The organism is Saccharopolyspora cebuensis, assembly GCF_039542665.1.
GTDB lineage: Bacteria > Actinomycetota > Actinomycetes > Mycobacteriales > Pseudonocardiaceae > Saccharopolyspora > Saccharopolyspora cebuensis.
The window spans coordinates 1-20,194 of the sequence record NZ_BAABII010000019.1; the positions used below are offsets into that span (position 1 = coordinate 1).

Below are 20,194 nucleotides of genomic sequence, written 5' to 3' on the forward strand. Positions count from 1 at the left end.
ACATTTCTGAGAGAGGGGTGGGGCACGAAGACAAGTTGGTCTTCGTGCCCCACCCCTTTTTTGCGTGCATGTGGGGTTCCGGTCCGTGTGGTCCGGGGCCCCGCTCTTTTTGTCTGCGCCCCGGCCGGGTCGGCAGTGGCCCGTGACGGGCTTGGCCTTCCTTCGCGATAGAAGGGGAGGCGCACGTGTGGAAGGACGGGACAACGACCGCCGTCGTTCTCGTGCTGGTCGTGCGGAAGGTGTCGTCGCGTTGGACGGAGTTCGGGGCGCCTGCTTCATGCGTCGGGATGGCAGCAGGGGAACTTTCCTCCCACCAGTGACAGCAGGGGAACTTTCCTCTCAACAGGCGGGCCAGTGCGTTCGCGCTCGGGCGGCATGGCAGCAGGGGAACCTTCCTCCCACCGATGACAGCAGGGGAACCTTCCTGTCACCCGTGGCAAGAGGGGAACCTTCCTGTCAGGGTTGAGCGGAAGGTTCCCCTGCTGCCATCCGCAGGGACGGGTCAGCGGCGCTGGCGGCGGAGGAGTTCGTAGCAGACGACTGCGGCGGCGTTGGCGACGTTGAGGGATTCGACGCCGCCGTGCATCGGGATGGCGATGGACTGCTCGATGCGGTCCTGGACGTCCTCGGAGAGTCCGGCGGTCTCGCTGCCGAGGACGAAGACCGCGCGCGGGCCGAAGTCGGCTTCGAACAGGTTCTGGCCGCTCCCGGCCTCGAGCGCGTAGAGGGGGTAGCCGGCTTCGGTGAGCTGTTCGGCGGCCTCACCCGCGGTGCGGCTGCGGAGCACCGGGGCGTGGAAGGCGATCCCGGCCGACGCTTTGATCACCAGCGGATCCAGGCCCGCGACCCCGCGGTGCGGCACGACGATTCCGTCGATGCCCGCGGCGGTGGCGGTGCGCAGGATCATGCCGACGTTCGCGGGGGTGGTGAGCCCGTCGAGCAGCAGCACGTTGCGCGGGGCGTGGGCGGGGTCGGCGAGGGCATCGGCCAGCGGCCGCATCTTGCGGGCGACCACGTCGGCGACGACGCCTTGGTCGTGGCGCCCGTTGCCCGCGAGGACCTTGACGCGGTGCGCGCTGGCCCGCTGCACCCGGATGGCCCGGTCGGCGGCGGCTTCCTTGATCTCGTTGATGACAGAGCCGCCCAGCCCTTCGGCGATGATCACCTTGTCGACCCGCAGTTCGAGGTCGGCCAGCGCCTCCAGCACCGGCTTGCGGCCGTAGACGGTCACGAATCGGTCTTTGGGGGAGACTTCGCTGGTCACGCCCACCAGTGTCACACGGGCCGCCGCGATGACCGCCGCTGGTGTGCCAGGATCTGCGCATGTCCGATCGGCTCTCCGCCCTCGACGCCTCGTTCCTCTACCTGGAGGACTACACGACGCCGATGCACGTCGGCGGTGTCGCGGTGTTCCGGCGTCCGCGCGTCGGGTTCGACTACGACGCCGTGTTGGCGCTGATCGAACGCAGGCTGTCGCTGGTTCCGCGCTACCGGCAGCGGGTGATGCAGGTGCCCGGTCGGCTCGCGCGACCCGTGTGGGTGGACGACCAGGACTTCGACATCACCTACCACGTCCGCCGCTCCGCGCTGCCGCGTCCGGGCAACGACGAGCAGCTGCACGAACTGGTCGCGCGGCTGATGTCGCGCAAGCTCGACCACACCCGGCCGCTGTGGGAGACGTACCTGGTCGAGGGGCTGTCGCGGAACCGGGTCGCGGTGATCACCAAGACCCACCAGGCGATGGTGGACGGCATCGGCGCGCTGGACATCGGTCAGGTGCTGCTCGACTTCGAGTCCGGGGGTGACGGGGCGCCGACCGACGACCTGTGGATGCCCCGGCCCGAACCGAGCTCCGCCGCACTGGTCACCGAGGCGGTCACCGACGCGGTGCAGCGGCCCGGCGAGGTGGTGGAGAACGTGCGCGCGGCCGTGGCCGACGCGACCGCGACGGTGCGGAAGGTCGGCCGCGCGGTGGGCGGGGTGGCTTCGGCGGTGCGGACCGCGGTGGTGCCCGCGCCGAGCGGTCCGCTGAACGGCCCGACCTCGACCCAGCGCCGGTTCGCGGTGGCCCGGGCGAAGCTCGACGACCTCCGCGCGGTGCGCCAGGCCCACGGCGGCACGATCAACGACGTGGTCCTCGCGGTCGTCGCGGGGGCGTTGGGGAACTGGCTGCTGTCCCGGGGTGAGATGGCCGGCCCGTCGAGCACGCTGCGGGCGATGGTGCCGATGTCGATCCGCGGCTCCTCCGGCGCTCCCGAGGTCTCGGCGTACCTGCTGGACCTGCCGGTGGGCGAGACCAATCCGGCGGTGCGGCTGCACCAGGTCGGGCACGCGATGCGGGCGCATTCCGAGTCGGGGCAGTCGGTGGCGGCCGACGCCCTGGTGAAGGTGTCCGGTTTCGCCCCGCCGACGCTGCACGCGCTCGGCGCGCGGGTCGCCAGCGGGTTCTCCGACCGGCTGTTCAACGTGCTGGTCACCAACGTTCCGGGCCCGCAGGTGCCGCTGTACGCGGCGGGGGCGAGGATGGTGGAGATGTTCCCGGTGGTGCCGTTGGCGAAGAACCAGTCCCTGGCGATCGGGGTGACCTCCTACGACGGAGGCGTGTTCTTCGGCCTCAACGCGGACCGGGACGCGATGCCCGACGTCGACGTGCTGGCGGCGATGATCGGGGAGGCTTTGGACGAGATGATCGGGACGGTCGACGCATGAGGGTTTACGTTCCTGCCACGGTGCCGATGCTGCGGCGGCTGGTGGAGGACCGGCAGTTGCAGCCGCTGTCCGGGACCGCGTTCGCGCTGACGCCGGCGCTGCGCGAGTCCTACGCGACCGGCGACACCGAGGAACTGGAGTACGCGGCGATGCGGGAGGCGGCGCGGGCGTCGCTCCGGTTGATCGCCGCGGAGCTGGACGAGTCCGGCGCGGAGGCGGAGCTGCGCCGCGTGGTGATCTCCGCCGACGTGGAGGACGCCACGCTGCGCCCGGACCTCGACTTCGCGGTGGTGCGGCTCGCCGGTCCGGTCGCGTGGAAGCTGATCGCCGCGGTGCACGTGGACGTCTCGGAAGCCGAGGAGGCGGTCCGCGCCGCCGCCGAGGTGATCGACGCCGCGGATCTGGGGGACCCGGACGCCGAGTTCACCCTCGGCGAGGCGGAGGACCACGAGCTCGCCTGGTACGGCGCCCAGGAGGTGCCGTTCCTGCTCGAGCTGATGTAGTCGCCGGTCAGCGCGGTTGCGCCTGCGGCATCGGCAGGTCGCGGAACACGCCGACCCGGTCGGCGGGCGGCGGCTGGATGTCGATGTGGGTCCCCCAGTCGCGGTAGGACGAGGTCAGCGACATCTGGCCGGCCTGCGCGACGTCCTGGGTGGCGGCGAAGCGCACCGGCAGCCCGGACTCGTCGAGCCAGAGCTGGTAGCCGATCTCGCGCTGACCGGATTCGGCCGCGCTCCGGTAGCGCTCCCGCTGCTGCGGGTCGGTGCTCAGCTCGGCCGCCCGCGCGGTGAGGATGCGCAGGTCGTACCGGGTGGTCTGGCGGCCGTCGATGACCTCCGGCGCGCTGGTTTCGATCTTCGTGGCGGACTCGATGCCGGCGAACGTCGCCCGCGGGTCGATCGCGGCGAGGACCTGGGCGAGGGCCGGGGAGAACAGCTTCGCGGCGAAGTCGGTGCCGTCCGAGGCGATGCGCAGCCACGGCTTGCCCGGCTCGGGGCGCATCAGCGGGGTCTTCAGGTACCCGACCCCGTCCACGAAGGACAGTTCGACCGGCTGCGGCCGCTGCCCCTCGGGCTCGGTGTGCCCGCTGAGGGAGAATTCCGCTGCCCCGCCCTGGTACTGCACGACGCCTTCGCCGTTCAGTTCGCCGACGATGCCGAGGCTGCCGCGCACGGTGTTGTGCACACCGCCGCTCCGGTTGATCTTCTCCACGGTGGTGGCCAGCAGTTGGGTGGCGTCCGGGCGCGTGTCGGTGCGCATCGTCGCGGCCCCCGACGATGGTCTGGGCGGCGCGGGCGGCTCCGCGCAACCACCCACCAGGGCGGCCAGGACGAGGCCCGCGGACAAGGCCGCGGTGGCACGGGCTCGGGACATGGTGATCGAGCTCCCTCGAAGCCGGAGGCGATGACGGACGGCAGTACCGGAAGGGAAAGCCGTTGGCAGTGCGGAAAGACCGCGTCGGTGGCGCGCCCTGGCCACATCGCGCAGCGCGCCGCCCGCACCCACGCTAGCAACGATCGCCCGCCGCGCCAGGAATGAAGCTCGTTCGGGGGAGAACGCTCAAGCCTCGTCGTAACCGGCCCGGGAGAGCAACAGGTGGCGGAGCGCGTTGAGCCGTTCGGTGGACCCCGTCTCGGTGGCGAAGACGTCCAGGTGGCAGTCCGGATCATCCTCCCCGCCCAGGTGACCGCAGTTCGGCGGGCATTCCTCGGCGGCCTCGGCGAAGCCTTCGAACACCGCGATGACGTCGTCGGCGGTGACGTGGGCCAGCCCGAACGACCTGATGCCGGGGGTGTCCACCACCCAGCCGCCCTCGATCAGCGGCAGGGCCAGCGCCGAGGTCGAGGTGTGCCTGCCCTTGCCGACCCCGCTGACCTCCGCGGTGGCCCGCTCCGCGGCCGGGACCAGCCGGTTCACCAAGGTGGACTTGCCCACGCCCGAATGGCCGACCAGGGCCGAGACGCGGCCGGTCAGCACGGCCCGGAGATCGTCCGGATCTTCACCCTCCCGGGTGCGCACGATCGGCATCTCCAGGGACGAGTACTGCTCGATCCACTCGCCGGGATCGGCCAGGTCCGCCTTCGTCAGGCACAGCACCGGGGTCAGGCCACCGGCGTAGGCGGCGACCAGGCAGCGGTTGATGAAGCCGGGGCGCGGTGGCGGATCGGCCAGCGCGCTGACGATCACGAGCTGCTCGGCGTTGGCGACCACCACCCGCTCGTACGGGTCGGTGTCGTCGGCGGTGCGGCGCAGCACGCTGGTGCGTTCGGCCACCCGCACGATGCGGGCCAGCGCGTCCGGCCCGCCGGAGACGTCGCCGACCAGGTCGACCCGGTCGCCGACGACCACCGGCGTGCGGCCGAGCTCGCGGGCCCGCATCGCGATCACCAGCCGCTCCGGGTCGCCGTCCAGCGCGCACGTCCACCGGCCGCGGTCGACGGTCAGCACCATCGCCTCGACGGCGTCCTCGTGCTTGGGCCTGCGCTTGCTGCGCGGCCGGGTGCCCGATCGCCCGGGACGCACCCGGACGTCCGACTCGTCCAGGTCCCGCCAGCCGCGCTTGCCCATCAGCCCCGCGCCCCCGAGCCGACCGCCGCGTCCTCGGCCGCGAGCATCGCCGCCCACATGCCGGGGAAGTCGGGGATGGTCTTGGCGGTGGTGGCGATGTCCTCCACCCGCACGCCCGGCACCCGCAGGCCGAGGATGGCGCCCGCGGTGGCCATCCGGTGATCGGCGTAGGAGTGCCAGGTGCCGCCGGTGAGCTCGCGCGGCTCGACGACCAGCCCGTCCTCGGTCTGCCGCACCGCGCCGCCGAGCCCGGTGAGCTCGCGTTCCAGCGCGGCCAGCCGGTCGGTCTCGTGGCCGCGCAGGTGCGCGACGCCGCGCAGCCGGGAACCGCCCTCGGCCAGCGCGGCCAGCGCCGCCACCGTCGGGGTCAGCTCGCCGACCTCGTGCAGGTCGATGTCGATGCCGGTCAGCGCGGCCGGGCCGGTGACCGTCAAACCCGCGTCGGTGCGGCGGACCTCGGCGCCCATCCGGGCCAGGATGTCGCGGATCGCGTCGCCGGCCTGGGTGGTGCGCGCGGGCCAGCCGGGAACCGTGACGGTGCCGCCGGTCACGGCCGCCGCGGCCAGGAACGGGGTGGCGTTGGACAGGTCCGGCTCCACGGCCAGGTCCAGCGCGCGGATCGGCCCCGGGGACACCTGCCAGCGCTCCGGCTGCTCGGCGTCCACCTCGACCCCGGCGTCGCGCAGCATCGCCACCGTCATGTCGATGTGCGGCAGCGAGGGGACCGGTCCGCCGCGGTGCCGGACCACCACGCCCCGGTCGAAGCGCGCCGCGGACAGCAGCAGGCCGGAGACGAACTGCGAGGACGCCGAGGCGTCGATGGTGACCTCGCCGCCGGGGACGCCGCCCGCGCCGCGCAGCTCGAACGGCAGCGCGTCCCCGCCGACCTCGACGCCGAGGGCGCGCAGCGCGTCGAGCACCGTGCCCAGCGGGCGTTCCCGGGCCCTCGGGTCGCCGTCGAAGGTGATGCTGCCCTCGGCCAGCGCGGCCACCGGCGGCACGAACCGCATCACGGTGCCCGCCAGCCCGCAGTCGACCTCGGCCGGGCCGCGCAGCGCCCCCGGCTCGACCAGCCAGGAGCCGTCCGGGCCGTCCGACACCGTCGTCCCGAGGGAGCGCAGCGCGGCGGCCATCAGCTCGGTGTCCCGGCTGCGCAGCGGCGCGCTCAGCGTGGAGGGGCCGTCGGCGAGCGCGGCGAGGACCAGGGCGCGGTTGGTGATCGACTTGGAACCGGGCACCGGGACGGTCGCGCGCACCGCACCGGGGGCGGTCGGGGCAGGCCAGAGCTGGGTCATGGGGTCAATGATCCCGCATCCTCGGCCCGGCGACCGGTGATGGGGGTGCGAGCAGGGGAACTTTCCTGTCACCGGTGACAGGAAAGTTCCCCTGCTCGCACCCCTCGTCGGGGGTTGCGAGGATGCTGGACGCACGTCGAACGGCGGGAGGGTGAGGACGATGTGCGGCAGATACGCTTCGACCAAGGACCTGGGACGGCTCGCCGCGGAGTTCGCCGCGCTGGACGCCACCGGTGGCGCGGCGCCGGGCGCCGACTTCAACGTCGCCCCGACCAAGCAGGTGCTGACCGTGGTGCAGCGCCACCCGCGCACCGAGGACGGGCAGCGCGACGAGTCGCGCACCGAGCGGTCGATCCGGGTGATGCGGTGGGGGCTGGTCCCCCCGTGGGCCAAGGACCCCAAGATCGGCAACCGGATGATCAACGCGAAGGCCGAGACGGTCACCGGCAAACCGGCCTTCCGCTCCGCGGCGAAGCGCCACCGCTGCCTGCTGCCCGCCGACGGCTGGTACGAGTGGAAGCGCGACGGCGACCGCAAGCAGCCGTACTTCACCACCTCGCCGGACGGGACCAGCCTCGCCATGGCCGGGCTGTTCGAGACCTGGCGCGATCCCGCGGCGGAAGAGCCGGAACCGCTGGTCACCTGCGCGGTGCTGACCACCGAGGCGCTCGGGCCGGCGGCCGAGGTGCACCACCGGATGCCGCTGGTGCTGCCGTCCGACCGCTGGGCCGACTGGCTGGACCCGGACCGCGCCGACGCCACCGACCTGCTGGCACCGGACCCGGCGCTGGTCGCGGCGCTGGAGATCCGCCCGGTGTCCAGCGCGGTGAACAACGTCCGCAACAATGGATCGGCACTGGTCGAACGGGTGCCGGACGTCGCCGGGGGCGCCGAGCACCGGCCGGTGCCGTTGGACCCGCGACGGGAGGAGCGGTGAATGTGCGGCCGGTACGCCGTCCGGCCCGATCCGGCGGCGCTGGCGGTGGAGTTCGAGGCGATCGACCGCACCGGTGGTGAGCTCGCGCCCGACTACAACGTGACGCCGACCCGGACGGTGCCGATCGTGGTGGACCGGGGTGAGCGCAGCGTCCGCCCGGTGCGCTGGGGATACGTCCCGACGTGGGCCAAGGACGCGGGCAGCGGGCCGCCGCTGATCAACGCCCGCGCCGAGTCGGTCACCACCAAACCGTCGTTCGCCGACGCCGCGGCCAAGCGCCGCTGCCTGATGCCGGCGACCGGGTGGTACGAGTGGCGGCCCGGCGACCGGCGCAGGCAGCCGTACCTGTGCGCGCACGCGGGCGGGGACAGCCTGGCGATGGCGGCGGTGTTCTCCGCGTGGTGGCCGCCGGACTCGCGCACCCCGCTGGTGACCTGCGCGGTGGTCACGACCGAGGCGGTGGGGCCGTTGGCGGAGGTGCACCACCGGATGCCGCTGGTGCTGCCCCGCGACCGCTGGGCCGACTGGCTGGACCCGGCGCGCACCGAGATCGGCGGGCTGCTGGAGCCCGCAGCGGGGATGCTCGACGCACTGGAGATCCGGCCCGTCTCCACCGAGGTGAACGCGATGCGCAACAACCACCCGGCCCTGCTGGACCGCGCCGACGAGGTGCCCGAACCGGCCGAGCAGGCCGCCCTGTTCGAGTCATGACGCGCGCCGAGATCGACACCCCGCACGGGCCCGCCCGCGCGGAGCTGCACTCCGCCGAGGAAGGCCGGGCGGCGCTGCTGCTCGGGCACGGTGCCGGTGGCGGGATCGAGGCCCCGGACCTGGTCGCCGCCACCCGCGCCGCCACCGCCGCCGGCGTGCACGTCGCGCTGGTGGAGCAGCCGTACCGGGTCGCCGGGCGCCGGGCGCCCGCTCCGGCGCGGCAGCTCGACGCGGCGTGGCTGGCGGTGGCCGCCGACCTGGGTGAGCGCTGGTTCCCGGACCTGCCGCTGCTGTTCGGCGGCCGTTCCTCCGGAGCCCGGGTGGCCTGCCGGACCGCCGACGCCGGGGCGGCTTCGGCGGTGCTGTGCCTGGCGTTCCCGGTGCACCCGCCGGGCAAGCCGGAGAAGTCCCGGATGGACGAGCTGCGGGCGGTGGAGCCGCCGGTGCTGGTGGTGCAGGGCGAGCGGGACGCGTTCGGCCGCCCCGAGCCCGCCCCGGAGCGCGAAGTGGTGCTGGTGGCGGGCGATCATTCGCTGAAGGCGGACCCGGAGTCGGTGGGGCGCGCCGTGCAGGAGTGGCTCGGCCGGGTGCTGCGGCTGATCGACTGATCGGGCGGCGCCCGATCGGGTCGGCTGGCTCGTTCGGCCGTCCGGATCGCCCGTTCGGACTCCGCTTCCTCACCCGGACGGTGGGCGAGGGCGCGGGGTTCGGAAACCCGGGGTGCTGGCGTAAGGTAGCTGGTCATCTCGATGGTGATCACCGGTCGCACGGGCCCGGCCGAGGTGGTGCGGGCGCGGGTGGCAGGGGCACCGGGATCCGCATCGCGCGAGTCGATCGACGGCCGAGGAGAAGTGATGACACGGGGCAGCGGTGAGCCGACCCTGATCGCATCCGTGCAACGCGCCTTCCACCTCTTGGAGGAGGTGAGCCGCAGGCCGGGAGGGGCCACCGCCAAGACCTTGTCCCGGTGCAGCGGCATCGCCCTGCCCACCACCTACCACCTGCTGCGGACGCTGGTGCACGACGGCTACCTGGCCAAGCTCGACGACGGCGCCTTCGTGCTCGGCGAGCGGGTGCGGGAGATCTCCGAGGTGAGCCGCGAGCACACCACCCGGCACCGGCTCCGCACCGCGCTGGCGAACCTGCGGGACGAGCTGCGCGCCGCGGTCTACCTGGCCCGCTACCACGACGGCGAGGTGGAGGTCACCGAGGTCGTCGACAGCCCGCGCGCACCGCGGGTGGACACCTGGGTGGACTTCCGGGAGGCCGCGCACGCCACGGCGATCGGCAAGTGCCTGCTGGCCACCCTCAGCTCGGAGGAGCGCGCCGACCACTTCAGCAGGCACCCGCCGCTGGACCTCACGCCGCGGACCCGGACCCGGGTGCGCGAGCTGGTGCGCTCCGAGCCGGCCGCGCTGGCCTCCGACTCCGAGGAGTACGCGCTGGGCACGGCGTGCCTGGCCGTCGCGGTGCCCGGCTGGAGCGGCCCGGTGACGCTGGCGACGTCGTTCCCGGCGCGGCGGCTCGGGCGCAGCGGCGGCTACACGGGGCCGCTGACCGAGACGGCCCGGGACATCGGCCGCCTCCTGGCGGTGTCGGGCAGCTACCCGATGCGGTAGGGGGCGGCCCGCAATCATCATCTGAAAAGCCGGGTGTTGCTGTACCACCCCGGTGGTAACAAGATCTACTCCCAGAGGGCCGGAGGTGGACGGCTCGCGGCCGGGCGGCGCCGTTCGTTCCGCCTCCGCTGGTCGCGGCGTGCCCGACCGGCCCGAGAGCTGCCTGGAACCGGCGAGTGCCCGCGCCGGTGTCGGGCATGGTGCGGTCCCCTGAGGGGGCTGGCCGCACCTGGTGCTCGGGGGAGCGGTTCCGTCTGACGATGGGTGATCGGAATCGCTCCTCCGAGGTCATCCCGCGATCGCGGCCACCCGGGCGTCGACCAGCCGGACCAGCTCCGCGGCGGCGAGTTCGATCTCCAGCCCCCGGCGGCCCGCGCTGCACAGGATCGTCGGGTGCTCCAGCGCCGAGGCGTCGAGCACCACCGGGAGCCGCTTGCGCTGGCCGAGCGGGGAGATGCCGCCGGTCACGTATCCCGTGGCGCGTTCCGCCTCGGCCGCGGCGGCCAGCTTCGCCTTCTTCCGGCCCAGCGCGGCGGCCAGGGCCTTGAGGTCGAGCTGGCCGGTGACCGGGACCACCCCGACGGCGAGCGCGCCGTCGACGTCGGCCACCAGCGTCTTGAACACCTGCTCCGGCGCACGCCCCAGCGCCTCGGCGGCCTCCAGCCCGTAGGACTCGGCCCGCGGGTCGTGCTCGTAGGTGTGCACCTGGTGTTCGACGCCGCGCGCGGCCAGCAGAGCCGTCGCCGGGGTTCCCCTTCCAGCCATGCCGCTCAGGTTATGGCCGGAGCGCGCCGGCGCCTCGGGCGGTGGGGGTGACAGCAGGGGAACTTTCCTCCCACCCGTGACAGGAAGGTTCCCCTGCTGTCACCCCCGGCAGCGGGGCGGGTGGGAATAGGGACCCGCGGGGCCGGTGTTGGAGGGGACGTGCAGACGGACCACAACACCACGTGCGTGCTCGACCGCCCGGAGCTGTCGCCACCAGGTGGGCGTTCCCGCAGGCCGGTACCCTCGGAGGCGGGCCATGCGTCGGACCGCATGGATTCGTCGCCGAACCTCACCTCGTCCAGGCGGCGGGAAAGGAGCCCGGTGCCCAGCACCCCGAAGCGCTCGGACGTGACCGAACGCCCGGACACCCCCACCGGTCAGGTCGCCGACCAGGCGGCGGACCGGGCGGAGGAGCGCGCGCCGGAAACCGAAGAGACCGAACAGCAGCGCGCCGCCCGCTTCGAGCGCGACGCCATGCCCCTGCTCGACCAGCTCTACGGCGCCGCGCTGCGGATGACCCGCAACGCGCCGGACGCCGAGGACCTGGTGCAGGAGACCTACCTCAAGGCGTATTCGGCGTTCCACACGTTCAAGCAGGGCACGAACCTGAAGGCGTGGCTGTACCGGATCCTCACCAACACCTACATCAACGGCTACCGCAAGCGGCAGCGCCAGCCCCAGCAGCAGCCCACCGACGAGATCGCCGACTGGCAGCTCGCCCAGGCCGAGAACCACACCTCGACCGGGCTGCGCTCCGCCGAGGTGGAGGCGCTCGACCGGCTGCCGGACAGCGACGTGAAGAACGCGTTGCAGCAGCTCGCCGAGGAGTTCCGCATGGTGGTGTACCTCGCGGACGTGGAGGGCTTCGCCTACAAGGAGATCGCCGAGATCATGGGCACGCCGATCGGCACCGTGATGTCGCGCCTGCACCGCGGGCGCAGGCAGTTGCGCGGGATGCTCACCGACGTCGCCCGCGACCGGGGTTTCCTGCGCGCCAAGGAGCAGGAGGTGAGCACTTCATGACCTGCGGCCAGCCGGAGGAGGCGTCGTGCGAGGACGTGCTCGCCGAAGTGTGGCTGTTCCTGGACAACGAGTGCGACCAGGAGCGCAGGCAGGCGCTCCAGCGGCACTTGGACGAGTGCGGGAGCTGCCTGGAGCACTACGGCATCGAGGAGCACATCAAGGCCCTGCTGCACCGCAAGTGCAGCGGTGAGCACGCCCCGGACGAGCTGCGCGAGCGGTTGCGGTCGTCGCTGCGGCGGGCGGTGCTGACCCAGGCCGAGCTCACCGTGGAGAGCGGACCGGAGGGCACCTCCGTCGAGGTCCGCAAGCGCACCACGCTGGAATGAACGACGCGCACGACGAGGGCCCCGGACCGTCGGTCCGGGGCCCTCGTGGCGTCGGTGGCGCCTCAGGAGTTGGGGCGCTTGCCGTGGTTCGCCTTGTTCTTCTTCCGGTCCTTCTTCTTGCGGGCCCGCTTGCCCATCGGCCCCTCCTCACTGGTCGGTTCGGCTCACTGGTCGGTCCGAGTGGGCGCGCCGACTCCGCCACCCGGCCTTCGCCCGGGGCGAGCGCGGCGGCGCTCAACTGGCTTCCAGCTCGCCAGTCTGCCATGCCCGGCACCTGCCGCCCGGAGCCGGTCGGGCACGTGGTTTCCTTGTCCCGGTGTGTTCGCCGCACCCCGGTGCGAGGGAGGAATGATGGCCGAGGAGATCCGGGCCGAGATGGTCGCCAACGTGATGACGGTGTCGGTGGCCGAGGGCGACCCGGTGGCCGACGGTGACTCCGTGGTGATGCTGGAGTCCATGAAGATGGAGATCCCGGTGCTGACCGAGCGGTCCGGCACGGTGCGCACGATGGCCGTCCGGCCCGGTGACGTGGTCCAGGAAGGCGATCTGATCGCGATCGTGGAATGACCGCGATCGCCCGCGCGGGAGGTGGGCCTTGTCCACGCTGAGCGACCTGCTCGCCGAGCACACCGGGCTGTCGGGCGCGGCCGCCGACCACCTGCAACTGGTGGTCGCCGAGTGGCAGCTGCTCTCCGACCTGTCCTTCGCCGATTTCCTGCTGTGGGTGCCGGTCGGCCCGGAGGAGGCCACCGAGACCCGCTTCCTGTGCGTGGCGCAGGCGCGGCCGACCACGGCGCCGACGGCGCACCCGGAGGACGTCGTCGGCTCGGTGGTGACCCGGGACGAGCACCCGCAGCTCCGGCGGGCCGCGCTGGACGGGCGGATCTGCCGCGAGGAGGACCCGCGCTGGCACCTGGGCGTCCCGGTGCGGCGGGAGACGATCCCGGTGCGGTTGGGCGAGGAGATCGTCGCGGTGCTCAGCCGGGACACCAACCTGGCGGTGCCCCGGGTGCCGAGCCCGCTGGAGATCTCCTACCTGGGCAGCGCCGCGGACCTGTGCCAGATGGTCGCCGACGGGACCTTCCCGACGCCAGAACCTGCGCCCGACGTGCACACCAGCCCCCGGGTCGGGGACGGCCTGATCCGGTTGGACGGCACCGGCACGGTGGTGTTCGCCAGCCCGAACGCGCTGTCGGCCTATCACCGGATGGGCCACGCCGCGGATCTGGTCGGGGCGCAGCTCGCCCCGCTGACCCGGGCGCTGCTCAACGACCCGTTCGACGCCGACGAGGTGGCGCAGCGGGTCCGCAAGGCGCTCGGCGGGACGCCGAGCATGCGGATGGAGGCCGAGGCGCGCGGGGCGACGGTGCTGTTCCGGTCGCTGCCGCTGCTGCCGCGCGGCCAGGCCGCCGGCGCCCTGGTGCTGGTGCGCGACGTCACCGAGGTCAAGCGCCGCGACCGGGCGTTGATGTCGAAGGACGCGACGATCCGGGAGATCCACCACCGGGTCAAGAACAACCTGCAGACCGTCGCCGCGCTGCTGCGGTTGCAGGGCCGCCGGACGAACAACGGCGAGGCGCGGCTGGCGCTGGACGAGTCGGTGCGCCGGGTGACGTCCATCGCGCTGGTCCACGAGACGCTGTCGATGTCGGTGGACGAGCGGGTCGACCTCGACGACGTGGTGGACCGGGTGATCCCGATGATGAGCGACGTGGCCACCGCGGAGACCGGGGTGAAGGTGCGGCGCGAGGGCCGCTTCGGCGTGGTGTCGGCGGAGCTGGCCACGCCGCTGGTGATGGTCCTCACCGAGCTGGTGCAGAACGCCTTCGAGCACGCGTTCCCGCCGGGTCAGGGCGGGGAGGTCGTGGTGCAGGCGGAGCGTTCGGCGCGCTGGCTCGACGTGGTCATCACCGATGACGGTCGCGGCCTGCCGAAGGGTTTCTCCCTCGAGCGCGCCGAACGCCTCGGCCTGCAGATCGTGCGGACCCTCGTGGAGTCGGAACTCCGAGGATCGTTGAGCCTGCGCGGTCGGGGGCGGGAGAAGGGAACGGAAGCCGTCCTGCGCGTTCCCCTGAAGTACCGCCGCTGAGAGCGCTACCGCGCAGCGGGTGTCGATATGTCCGGTGGCCCACCCGGGGGTGGAGGGCCGTGGCCGATCGGATCGGTCGCCGGGAACCGCTCTCGGGGGAGTCCGGTTCCGCCGGGACCGACATCGACGGTGATCGGCCGGGGTCTCGTCGGGTCATCACATGCGATCGCCGCGGGTCACCCGGGGCGGAGGCGGAGTCGGTCGGCATTGGGGTGACCGACTCCGCTGCTCCTGCGAGTGCGCCTGTTCAGGCGTTGGTGCGAGCGGACCGGGTGCGGGCGTTGCGCCGCTTGAGCGCACGCCGCTCGTCCTCGCTCATACCGCCCCACACGCCGGCGTCCTGTCCGCTCTCCAAGGCCCAGGCCAGGCACTGGGAGGCGACGGGGCAACGGCGGCAAACGGCTTTCGCCTCGGCGATCTGCAGCAGCGCAGGCCCGCTGTTCCCGACGGGGAAGAACAGCTCGGGGTCCTCGTCACGGCAAACCGCGTCGTGGCGCCAGTCCATCGTTCCTTGCTCCTCGCTAGGCGTGCCCACGCGGCACGCCGGTTGGTTCGGTTCGGGGTGTTTGTGAATGCTTTCACGGAGTCCGTGTGCTTGTGAATGCTTTCACGAACTGCCGCAAAGTCAAGACTTCGATCTACGCCGGTGAGGCAACTCACCCGAAAGATCGACAGTCCATGACCTGGGGGTTCGGTGGGCCACCCGGCTCAGACGGGGGTCACGAGCCTGGGGCGGCGCCAATCCGTTGCGAAAAGGTTATACGGCAACGCGGAGGGCGTCGGAGATCGAGCGGAACTCGACCTCGGAGCGTTCGCCCACGCTGTCGCCGTCGACCTGCAAGCGCAACGGCTCCTCACACGTTACGCGGAGGGACCCCACGTTCGCACGTCGAAATGAGTTTCTTCCGTGTGGTTTCGCTCTATCGCGGAGCATGTCCGCTACCTGTCGCAACACTGCGTACACGTTCATGCCCGTGACGGCCATCGCGCCGAGACCGTTGTCGAAGGTGGTCTCCGGGCACATCCGCACCGGGCGCGAGCCCAGGTAGGTCCACGGGTCGGTGTTGCACACGAACAGGCTGTGCACCTGGTCGACGGGATCCTCGCCGTCGAACCGCACGGTGATCCGCGGGTCGCGCCGGGCCGTCCGGAAGTAGCAGGCCAGCGCCGTCCGCGCGTACAGCGCCGGGGTCACCTCGCGGCCGTGCTCGCGCAGCCGCTCCACCTCGGCGACCACGTCGGCGTCCCAGCCCACCCCGGCGTTGAAGGTGAACCAGCGCTCGTCCGCCCGGCCCAGCCCGACCCACCGGCTGCTGCCCTCGGCGACCGCGCGCAGCAGGCGGTAGGTGGCCTCGATGGGATCGCGCGGCAGCCCCAGCGCGCGGGCGAACACGTTGGCCGAGCCGCCCGGCACCACGCCGAGCATCGGGACCGACGGGTCGCCGACCTCGGCGACCGAGAAGATCCCGTTGACGATCTCGTTGACCGTGCCGTCGCCGCCGTGGGCGATCACCAGGTCGACCCCGTCGGCGACCGCGGCGCGCGCGGTGTCGGCGGCGTGACCCCAGTAGGCGGTCTCGACGATCTCCAGCTTCAGCTCGCTGGCCAGCGCGTGGCCCAGCACGTCGCGACCGGCCGCGGTGGTGGACGTCGCCTGCGGGTTGACGACGAGTACGGCTCGCACACCCGCACCCTAGGCGAGCCCCGCCGACCTCGTGGCACGGCGGGCGCCGCGGCGCACCGGTTGTGGTTCAGCTCTCCCGGGCCGCCTCCTCCCGATGCGCGGCGAAGGGACGGCCGGACCCGGGCCGGGCGGTGCGCGCGGGCGCGAGGAGCAGGCGCGCCGGGCCTTCCGCTCGCCGGTCCGCACGGCGGGCGCGACCCCGGAGCGCCGTCGCGGTGCGGCCGGTGGCCGGGCGGACGGCGGCGCGGCCGGGCACCCCGACGCCCACCGCGGCCACCGCTCCAGCCATGGAACGATCATGGACCGGGCACCGAGCCGCGGTCATGCGGCGTTCGGGCGGTATTACCATCGGATGTTGCACACGCAGAGTCACCACCACCAGTTCGGAAGGGCGGACCGCCGTGTCGACAGAGGCTGTCCCGCGCGCCGTGCGCATCGCAGGGGTCCTGACCACGCTCCAGGCGGTGGCGGCGTTCGCCTTCGTCGCCGCGCTGCTCGTCCGCGGCACCGCCTCGGACCTCGGTCAGCGCGGCACCCTGTCGCCGGTCGACCTCTACGGCGAGGCGGGCTACTACGCGGTCCTGGCCGCGGGCGTGCTCGCCGCGGGCGTCGGCCTGCTCAAGGGCAAGCACTGGGCGCGCACCCCGTCGCTGCTGCTGCAACTGCTGCTGCTGGGCACCGCCTGGTACGCGCTGGGGCCGTCGGGGCGACCGCTGATCGCGCTGGTCATCGCCGCGCCCGCGATCGCGGTGCTGTGGTTCCTGTTCAACCGGGAGGGCCGGGAGTGGTCCTTCCACGCCCAGGCCGCCCCCGACGCCGACTAGGCGGGACCGGTCCTCAGGCCGCGAAGTCGCGCAGCGCCGAGCCGGTGAGCCGGAACGTGGTCCACTCGTCCATCGGGACGGCGCCGACCGCCTTGTAGAAGCGGATGGCCGGTTCGTTCCAGTTCAGCACCGACCACTCCAGGCGCGCGTAGCCGCGTTCCGCGCACTCCCCGGCCAAGGTCCGCAGCAGCGCCTTGCCGAGCCCGCTGCCGCGCTGCTCGGGGCGGACGTAGAGGTCCTCCAGGTAGACGCCGTGGCGGCCTTCCCAGGTGGAGTAGTTGAGGAACCACAGCGCGAACCCGACCACCTCGTCGCCGCTCTCGGCGACGTGCCCGAACAGGGCCGGGGCGGGGCCGAACAGCGCGGTGCGCAACTGCTCCTCGGTGAGGTGGCACTGCTCGGGGGCCTTCTCGTAGTCGGCCAGCTCGTGCACCAGGGACACCACGGCGGGCACGTCGGCTTCGGCGATCCGGCGGATCATCAGGGGCGCTCCTTCAGCGTTTCGGTGGTGCTGGCCGGGACGTTGCCGCGGACGAGCTGCGGCGTGCCGCGCTCGTGGCCGAGCACGGTGATCCCGGCGGCGTCGAGCGCGAAGTGCACGCCCGCCGTCGCGGGCAGCCCCAGCCAGCGGGCGACGAGGACCCGGCTGAAGTGGCCGTGCCCGACCAGCACCGCGTCGCTCCCATTCTGGCGGAGCTCGGCGAGCAGGTCGTCGGCGCGGTAGGCGACGTCGGCCGCGGTCTCGCCCCCCGGGCACGGGTGCGTCCACACGGTCCAGCCCGGCACCTGCTCGCGGATCGCCGGGGTGGTCAGGCCCTCGTAGTCGCCGTAGTCCCACTCGATGAGCCGGTGCTCGGTGCGCGGGCCGGTGAGCCCGGCGAGCTCGGCGGTGCGCCGCGCCCGCACCCGCGGGCTGACCAGCACCTCGGCCGGGCCGTCGGCGAGCGCGGTGAGCAGCGGGCCGACGCGGCGCGCCTGCTGCTCACCGCCGGGGGTCAGCGGGAGGTCGGTGCGGCTGGTGTGCCGCCCGTCCTGCGACCACTCGGTCGAGCCGTGCCGGAGGAGGTAGATCCGCTGCTCGCGCGCCACGACCCGAGCCTAGGACCGCGCGGGCCGGTCAGCAGGTGGACTCGTTGTCGATGTCGGTCGGCGACACCCGGTACTCGTCGAGGTCGCCGATGCTGCCCTCGAAGCTGCGCCCGAGGTCGTCCACCCAGTCGCGCTGCACGTAGTCCAGAGCCACCGCTCGACCTGCCGGCAGTCGATCCCGCTGGACCCCGAGATGCCGATGCCGTACTCCTCCGCCGCCCCGAACCCCTCGTTGACGATCGTGAAGAGGCCGGGTTCGCGCAGGAGCACACCGCGCAGGATGATCTCGTCGGTGGCGACCACGTCGACCGCGCCCGATTTGAGCCGGTCGAGGCATTCGGTGACCGAGGCCTCGGTCCGGGGGCCGGCGCCGTCGTGGATGGTCGTGAGGTAGCTCTCCGTGGTGCTGTCCCGCAGCGTGCAGATCTTGTAGACGGGGATCCGGCCGGGGTCGGTCTCGCCGGTGTAGCCGGTCTTGGCCAGCAGGGCGGCGTGGGTCCGGAGGTAGGGGCCGACCATGTCGAACTCGCCGGGTTCCAGCCGTTCCGGGGCCATCGACATGGTCGCGACCATCAGGTCGACCCGGCCCGCGGTCAGCCACTCCTCCCGCACGTGGGAGGCGACGCCGATGTGCCGCGGGGCCCGGCCGAGCTCCTCGGTGAGCGCGTCCGCCATGGTGATCTCGAAGCCGAAGGGCGCGGTCGGGTCGTGCTCGTAGAAGGCCAGCCCGTACTGGTCGTTCTTGATCCCGACGTCGATCGGCTCGTCGGTCGCGGAGCAGCCCGCGGCGAAGGCGAGCAGGATCGTGCACGCGAGTGCGGTCCGTCGCATTGTTCCTCCTAGCGGTGCAGTTCGGCGTGCAGCACCGCGAGCCGCATCGAGCAGCCTTCGCGGGCCCGCACGGTGACCGTGCCGTCGACGGCCTCGGCGCCGCGCAGTTCCACCACGTGCTCGTCGCCGGATTCCAGGTCCACCGCCGGGCCCGGGGCGGTCAGCTCCAGCGCGATGCCGGTCTCCGGGTCGTCCGCGCAGTCCTGGATGCCCTCGAACCGGGGGTCGTCGCCGACCTCGAAGGCGATCGAGAGCTCCCCCCAACCCTCGGGCACGGGCACCCGCACGCGCGCCGTCTCGCCGCTGCGCAGGGTGGTGGCGGCCGCTCCGTCGAGCCGCGCGTCCGCGGTGACGTCCTTCGGCGCGAAGCGGCCGTAGGCCAGCACGGCCAGCACGGCGACCAGGACGAGCACCAGCGCGGAGGCCAGCGCCGCCAGGATCGAGCCGCGCATCTCGGTGGGGCTCACGATCAGCGCCAGGGCGCTGACCACGACGCCGACCACGGCCGCGACGACCTCGGCGTTGTCCAGCGTGAACAGCCACGCACCCAGGCCGAACACGCAGAGGAAGAACAGCAGCGCCCAGAAGAACTCCTTGGACACCAGTGCCGCGATCCGGTCACGCACCACGTCCACCCCCTTCCGCCACGCACCGCGGGACGACCGATCCGCGCTGTGATCCAGTAGACGAATGCAACCCGATGGCGGTTCCTGAAATGAGGGGTTTTCCGCTTTCGTTGGAGGTTTCACGCTTTCGGCGCAGCGGGGGGCGATGCGGGCGGCGAGGCGCCGACCAGCGCGGTACCTCGTCACCTGGTCCGGTTCTCGCTGCGCTGGCCGCACCTCGCGGGCGCACCCCGAGCGGGGGAACGCGCGGCCGCGTTCGGCGTCCTCGCGAACGCGGCGCGCACGGCGCCGGAAACGGCACGGTACGACGGGTTCGCCCGGGACATCGCGGCCGATCCGCGCCCCGGGCCGCCGGACGGGCCAGCCGGTGCGGCGCGCGAACTGGCGGGGGCGGGAGGAGTGATCGCCGGATCGGTCGAGGGGTCGGTTCGTGCGGCGCGGCCGGTCCCGTGGGCAGGTCCGTCCTGTTCGGACTGATCGCGCGGGAGCTGGTCTTCGGGCCGCTGTTCCTGCCGCGGTGGCTGCCCGGGCACCGCGAGAGCGCCGCGCTCCGGCGCCGAGCCGGGACCGTCCGGCGGATCGGCGCGGTGCGACAAGACGCCGCCGGGCGGAAGTGGTGTTCCGCCCGGCGGCGTCCGGTTGAGGACCGGGGCTCAGCCCTGCTTGGTCTCCCAGAAGATCTTGTCGATCTCGGCGATGTAGTCCAGGAGCTGCTGGCCGGTGGCCGGGTCCATCGAACCCTTGGTCCCGGTGGCGCCGGCCGCCTTGGTGGCCTTGTTGACCAGCTCGTGCAGCTGCGGGTACTTCTCGAAGTGCGGCGGCTTGAAGTAGTCCGTCCACAGCACCCACAGGTGGTGCTTGACCAGTTCCGAGCGCTGCTCGGCGATGACGATGGCCCGGGTGCGGTACTCCGGGTCATCGCTGTCCTGGTACTTCTGCTGGATCATCTTGACCGACTCGGCCTCGATCCGGGCCTGGGCCGGGTCGTAGACGCCGCACGGGAGGTCGCAGTGCGCGGTCGCCTCCAGGCGCGGGCTGAGGATGCGAGACAGCAGTCCCATGTTTCCTCCCTGACAGGTGAGTGCTCCGACAGCGCCG

The 20,194-nt window shown here is 72.8% G+C and carries 25 protein-coding genes; 11 read left to right on the plus strand and 14 right to left on the minus strand.

Features of this window, described 5'->3' with window-relative positions; translation table 11 throughout:
- Window positions 1–502: 502 nt before the first annotated feature.
- A complete protein-coding gene (locus tag ABD976_RS25225; RefSeq protein WP_369775613.1) occupies window positions 503–1,270 on the minus strand; it encodes a TrmH family RNA methyltransferase in 768 nt (255 codons plus the stop codon).
- Between the two features lie 53 nt (window positions 1,271–1,323).
- Between ABD976_RS25225 and ABD976_RS25230 the strand changes: the two genes are divergently transcribed.
- Both ABD976_RS25230 and ABD976_RS25235 read left to right on the plus strand, forming a co-directional pair.
- Window positions 1,324–2,709, plus strand: coding sequence for a WS/DGAT/MGAT family O-acyltransferase (locus ABD976_RS25230; RefSeq protein WP_345367447.1), 1,386 nt, complete (start codon window positions 1,324–1,326; stop codon window positions 2,707–2,709).
- Window positions 2,706–3,212: a DUF6912 family protein gene (locus ABD976_RS25235; protein ID WP_345367448.1), complete on the plus strand. Its 507-nt coding sequence runs from the start codon at window positions 2,706–2,708 to the stop codon at window positions 3,210–3,212. Before ABD976_RS25230 ends, ABD976_RS25235 begins: the two co-directional genes overlap by 4 nt.
- 7 nt (window positions 3,213–3,219) lie before the next feature.
- Here the strand turns inward: ABD976_RS25235 and ABD976_RS25240 are convergent, their stop codons facing one another.
- The 3 genes from ABD976_RS25240 to aroA all read right to left on the minus strand — a co-directional run bounded on the left by ABD976_RS25240 (window position 3,220) and on the right by aroA (window position 6,572).
- Entirely contained in the window at window positions 3,220–4,083 is an 864-nt protein-coding gene (locus ABD976_RS25240; RefSeq protein ID WP_345367449.1) for an SCO4651 family lipoprotein, read from the minus strand.
- 186 nt (window positions 4,084–4,269) lie between these two features.
- Complete coding sequence (gene rsgA, locus ABD976_RS25245; RefSeq protein WP_345367450.1) at window positions 4,270–5,277, minus strand: ribosome small subunit-dependent GTPase A; 1,008 nt, start codon at window positions 5,275–5,277, stop codon at window positions 4,270–4,272.
- Window positions 5,277–6,572, minus strand: coding sequence for a 3-phosphoshikimate 1-carboxyvinyltransferase (gene aroA / locus ABD976_RS25250; RefSeq protein WP_345367451.1), 1,296 nt, complete (start codon window positions 6,570–6,572; stop codon window positions 5,277–5,279). The genes rsgA and aroA overlap by 1 nt, the downstream gene beginning before the upstream one ends.
- Before the next feature lie 160 nt (window positions 6,573–6,732).
- On the opposite strand from aroA, the gene ABD976_RS25255 reads away from it, so the two are divergent.
- From ABD976_RS25255 to ABD976_RS25270, 4 genes are all read left to right on the plus strand, one after another.
- Window positions 6,733–7,509, plus strand: coding sequence for an SOS response-associated peptidase (locus ABD976_RS25255; RefSeq protein ID WP_345367452.1), 777 nt, complete (start codon window positions 6,733–6,735; stop codon window positions 7,507–7,509).
- Window positions 7,510–8,220: an SOS response-associated peptidase gene (locus ABD976_RS25260; RefSeq protein WP_345367453.1), complete on the plus strand. Its 711-nt coding sequence runs from the start codon at window positions 7,510–7,512 to the stop codon at window positions 8,218–8,220.
- A complete protein-coding gene (locus ABD976_RS25265) occupies window positions 8,217–8,828 on the plus strand; it encodes an alpha/beta hydrolase family protein (protein ID WP_345367454.1) in 612 nt (203 codons plus the stop codon). Before ABD976_RS25260 ends, ABD976_RS25265 begins: the two co-directional genes overlap by 4 nt.
- A gap of 246 nt (window positions 8,829–9,074) precedes the next feature.
- Entirely contained in the window at window positions 9,075–9,839 is a 765-nt protein-coding gene (locus tag ABD976_RS25270; RefSeq protein ID WP_345367455.1) for an IclR family transcriptional regulator, read from the plus strand.
- A 288-nt stretch (window positions 9,840–10,127) separates the two neighbouring features.
- Here ABD976_RS25270 and ybaK read toward each other — a convergent pair whose 3' ends face one another.
- Entirely contained in the window at window positions 10,128–10,604 is a 477-nt protein-coding gene (gene ybaK / locus ABD976_RS25275; RefSeq protein ID WP_345367456.1) for a Cys-tRNA(Pro) deacylase, read from the minus strand.
- 270 nt (window positions 10,605–10,874) lie between these two features.
- On the opposite strand from ybaK, the gene ABD976_RS25280 reads away from it, so the two are divergent.
- Both ABD976_RS25280 and rsrA read left to right on the plus strand, forming a co-directional pair.
- Window positions 10,875–11,627: a sigma-70 family RNA polymerase sigma factor gene (locus ABD976_RS25280; RefSeq protein ID WP_369775615.1), complete on the plus strand. Its 753-nt coding sequence runs from the start codon at window positions 10,875–10,877 to the stop codon at window positions 11,625–11,627.
- Window positions 11,624–11,953 carry a mycothiol system anti-sigma-R factor gene (gene rsrA, locus ABD976_RS25285; protein WP_345367460.1) on the plus strand — a complete coding sequence of 110 codons (330 nt, stop codon included), beginning with the start codon at window positions 11,624–11,626 and terminating at the stop codon, window positions 11,951–11,953. The genes ABD976_RS25280 and rsrA overlap by 4 nt, the downstream gene beginning before the upstream one ends.
- Before the next feature lie 62 nt (window positions 11,954–12,015).
- Here the strand turns inward: rsrA and ABD976_RS29660 are convergent, their stop codons facing one another.
- A complete protein-coding gene (locus ABD976_RS29660; protein WP_103908190.1) occupies window positions 12,016–12,090 on the minus strand; it encodes a 50S ribosomal protein bL37 in 75 nt (24 codons plus the stop codon).
- A 214-nt stretch (window positions 12,091–12,304) separates the two neighbouring features.
- On the opposite strand from ABD976_RS29660, the gene ABD976_RS25290 reads away from it, so the two are divergent.
- Both ABD976_RS25290 and ABD976_RS25295 read left to right on the plus strand, forming a co-directional pair.
- Window positions 12,305–12,520: a biotin/lipoyl-binding carrier protein gene (locus ABD976_RS25290; RefSeq protein ID WP_345367462.1), complete on the plus strand. Its 216-nt coding sequence runs from the start codon at window positions 12,305–12,307 to the stop codon at window positions 12,518–12,520.
- Between the two features lie 28 nt (window positions 12,521–12,548).
- Window positions 12,549–14,042: a histidine kinase N-terminal domain-containing protein gene (locus ABD976_RS25295; protein WP_345367464.1), complete on the plus strand. Its 1,494-nt coding sequence runs from the start codon at window positions 12,549–12,551 to the stop codon at window positions 14,040–14,042.
- Window positions 14,043–14,289: 247 nt separating this feature from the next.
- Here ABD976_RS25295 and ABD976_RS25300 read toward each other — a convergent pair whose 3' ends face one another.
- The 3 genes from ABD976_RS25300 to ABD976_RS25310 all read right to left on the minus strand — a co-directional run bounded on the left by ABD976_RS25300 (window position 14,290) and on the right by ABD976_RS25310 (window position 16,015).
- Complete coding sequence (locus ABD976_RS25300) at window positions 14,290–14,547, minus strand: WhiB family transcriptional regulator (RefSeq protein WP_345367466.1); 258 nt, start codon at window positions 14,545–14,547, stop codon at window positions 14,290–14,292.
- A gap of 252 nt (window positions 14,548–14,799) precedes the next feature.
- Window positions 14,800–15,726, minus strand: coding sequence for a diacylglycerol/lipid kinase family protein (locus ABD976_RS25305; RefSeq protein ID WP_345367468.1), 927 nt, complete (start codon window positions 15,724–15,726; stop codon window positions 14,800–14,802).
- Between the two features lie 67 nt (window positions 15,727–15,793).
- Window positions 15,794–16,015, minus strand: coding sequence for a hypothetical protein (locus ABD976_RS25310; RefSeq protein WP_345367470.1), 222 nt, complete (start codon window positions 16,013–16,015; stop codon window positions 15,794–15,796).
- 139 nt (window positions 16,016–16,154) lie between these two features.
- Between ABD976_RS25310 and ABD976_RS25315 the strand changes: the two genes are divergently transcribed.
- Window positions 16,155–16,550, plus strand: coding sequence for a hypothetical protein (locus tag ABD976_RS25315; protein ID WP_345367472.1), 396 nt, complete (start codon window positions 16,155–16,157; stop codon window positions 16,548–16,550).
- 13 nt (window positions 16,551–16,563) lie between these two features.
- Here ABD976_RS25315 and ABD976_RS25320 read toward each other — a convergent pair whose 3' ends face one another.
- The 5 genes from ABD976_RS25320 to sodN form a co-directional block, all read right to left on the minus strand.
- Window positions 16,564–17,031 carry a GNAT family N-acetyltransferase gene (locus tag ABD976_RS25320; protein WP_345367474.1) on the minus strand — a complete coding sequence of 156 codons (468 nt, stop codon included), beginning with the start codon at window positions 17,029–17,031 and terminating at the stop codon, window positions 16,564–16,566.
- Window positions 17,031–17,639, minus strand: a complete 609-nt coding sequence (locus tag ABD976_RS25325) for a histidine phosphatase family protein (protein ID WP_345367476.1) — start codon at window positions 17,637–17,639, stop codon at window positions 17,031–17,033. The genes ABD976_RS25320 and ABD976_RS25325 overlap by 1 nt, the downstream gene beginning before the upstream one ends.
- A 9-nt stretch (window positions 17,640–17,648) precedes the next feature.
- Entirely contained in the window at window positions 17,649–18,470 is an 822-nt protein-coding gene (locus ABD976_RS25330; RefSeq protein ID WP_345367478.1) for a transporter substrate-binding domain-containing protein, read from the minus strand.
- 8 nt (window positions 18,471–18,478) lie between these two features.
- Window positions 18,479–19,105, minus strand: a complete 627-nt coding sequence (locus ABD976_RS25335) for a hypothetical protein (protein WP_345367480.1) — start codon at window positions 19,103–19,105, stop codon at window positions 18,479–18,481.
- 644 nt (window positions 19,106–19,749) lie between these two features.
- Window positions 19,750–20,157 carry a superoxide dismutase, Ni gene (sodN, locus tag ABD976_RS25340; protein ID WP_425570125.1) on the minus strand — a complete coding sequence of 136 codons (408 nt, stop codon included), beginning with the start codon at window positions 20,155–20,157 and terminating at the stop codon, window positions 19,750–19,752.
- Between the last annotated feature and the right edge of the window lie 37 nt (window positions 20,158–20,194).

What these genes read in the sequence shown, in the direction of transcription:
- ABD976_RS25230 (WP_345367447.1), top strand. Translation starts at nt 1,324, where the DNA reads ATGTCCGATCGGCTCTCCGCCCTCGACGCCTCGTTCCTCTACCTGGAG.
- ABD976_RS25235 (WP_345367448.1), top strand. Translation starts at nt 2,706, where the DNA reads ATGAGGGTTTACGTTCCTGCCACGGTGCCGATGCTGCGGCGGCTGGTG.
- ABD976_RS25240 (WP_345367449.1), bottom strand. Translation starts at nt 4,083, where the DNA reads ATGTCCCGAGCCCGTGCCACCGCGGCCTTGTCCGCGGGCCTCGTCCTG.
- rsgA (WP_345367450.1), bottom strand. Translation starts at nt 5,277, where the DNA reads ATGGGCAAGCGCGGCTGGCGGGACCTGGACGAGTCGGACGTCCGGGTG.
- aroA (WP_345367451.1), bottom strand. Translation starts at nt 6,572, where the DNA reads ATGACCCAGCTCTGGCCTGCCCCGACCGCCCCCGGTGCGGTGCGCGCG.
- ABD976_RS25255 (WP_345367452.1), top strand. Translation starts at nt 6,733, where the DNA reads ATGTGCGGCAGATACGCTTCGACCAAGGACCTGGGACGGCTCGCCGCG.
- ABD976_RS25260 (WP_345367453.1), top strand. Translation starts at nt 7,510, where the DNA reads ATGTGCGGCCGGTACGCCGTCCGGCCCGATCCGGCGGCGCTGGCGGTG.
- ABD976_RS25265 (WP_345367454.1), top strand. Translation starts at nt 8,217, where the DNA reads ATGACGCGCGCCGAGATCGACACCCCGCACGGGCCCGCCCGCGCGGAG.
- ABD976_RS25270 (WP_345367455.1), top strand. Translation starts at nt 9,075, where the DNA reads ATGACACGGGGCAGCGGTGAGCCGACCCTGATCGCATCCGTGCAACGC.
- ybaK (WP_345367456.1), bottom strand. Translation starts at nt 10,604, where the DNA reads ATGGCTGGAAGGGGAACCCCGGCGACGGCTCTGCTGGCCGCGCGCGGC.
- ABD976_RS25280 (WP_369775615.1), top strand. Translation starts at nt 10,875, where the DNA reads ATGGATTCGTCGCCGAACCTCACCTCGTCCAGGCGGCGGGAAAGGAGC.
- rsrA (WP_345367460.1), top strand. Translation starts at nt 11,624, where the DNA reads ATGACCTGCGGCCAGCCGGAGGAGGCGTCGTGCGAGGACGTGCTCGCC.
- ABD976_RS25290 (WP_345367462.1), top strand. Translation starts at nt 12,305, where the DNA reads ATGGCCGAGGAGATCCGGGCCGAGATGGTCGCCAACGTGATGACGGTG.
- ABD976_RS25300 (WP_345367466.1), bottom strand. Translation starts at nt 14,547, where the DNA reads ATGGACTGGCGCCACGACGCGGTTTGCCGTGACGAGGACCCCGAGCTG.
- ABD976_RS25310 (WP_345367470.1), bottom strand. Translation starts at nt 16,015, where the DNA reads ATGGCTGGAGCGGTGGCCGCGGTGGGCGTCGGGGTGCCCGGCCGCGCC.
- ABD976_RS25320 (WP_345367474.1), bottom strand. Translation starts at nt 17,031, where the DNA reads ATGATCCGCCGGATCGCCGAAGCCGACGTGCCCGCCGTGGTGTCCCTG.
- ABD976_RS25330 (WP_345367478.1), bottom strand. Translation starts at nt 18,470, where the DNA reads ATGCGACGGACCGCACTCGCGTGCACGATCCTGCTCGCCTTCGCCGCG.
- sodN (WP_425570125.1), bottom strand. Translation starts at nt 20,157, where the DNA reads ATGGGACTGCTGTCTCGCATCCTCAGCCCGCGCCTGGAGGCGACCGCG.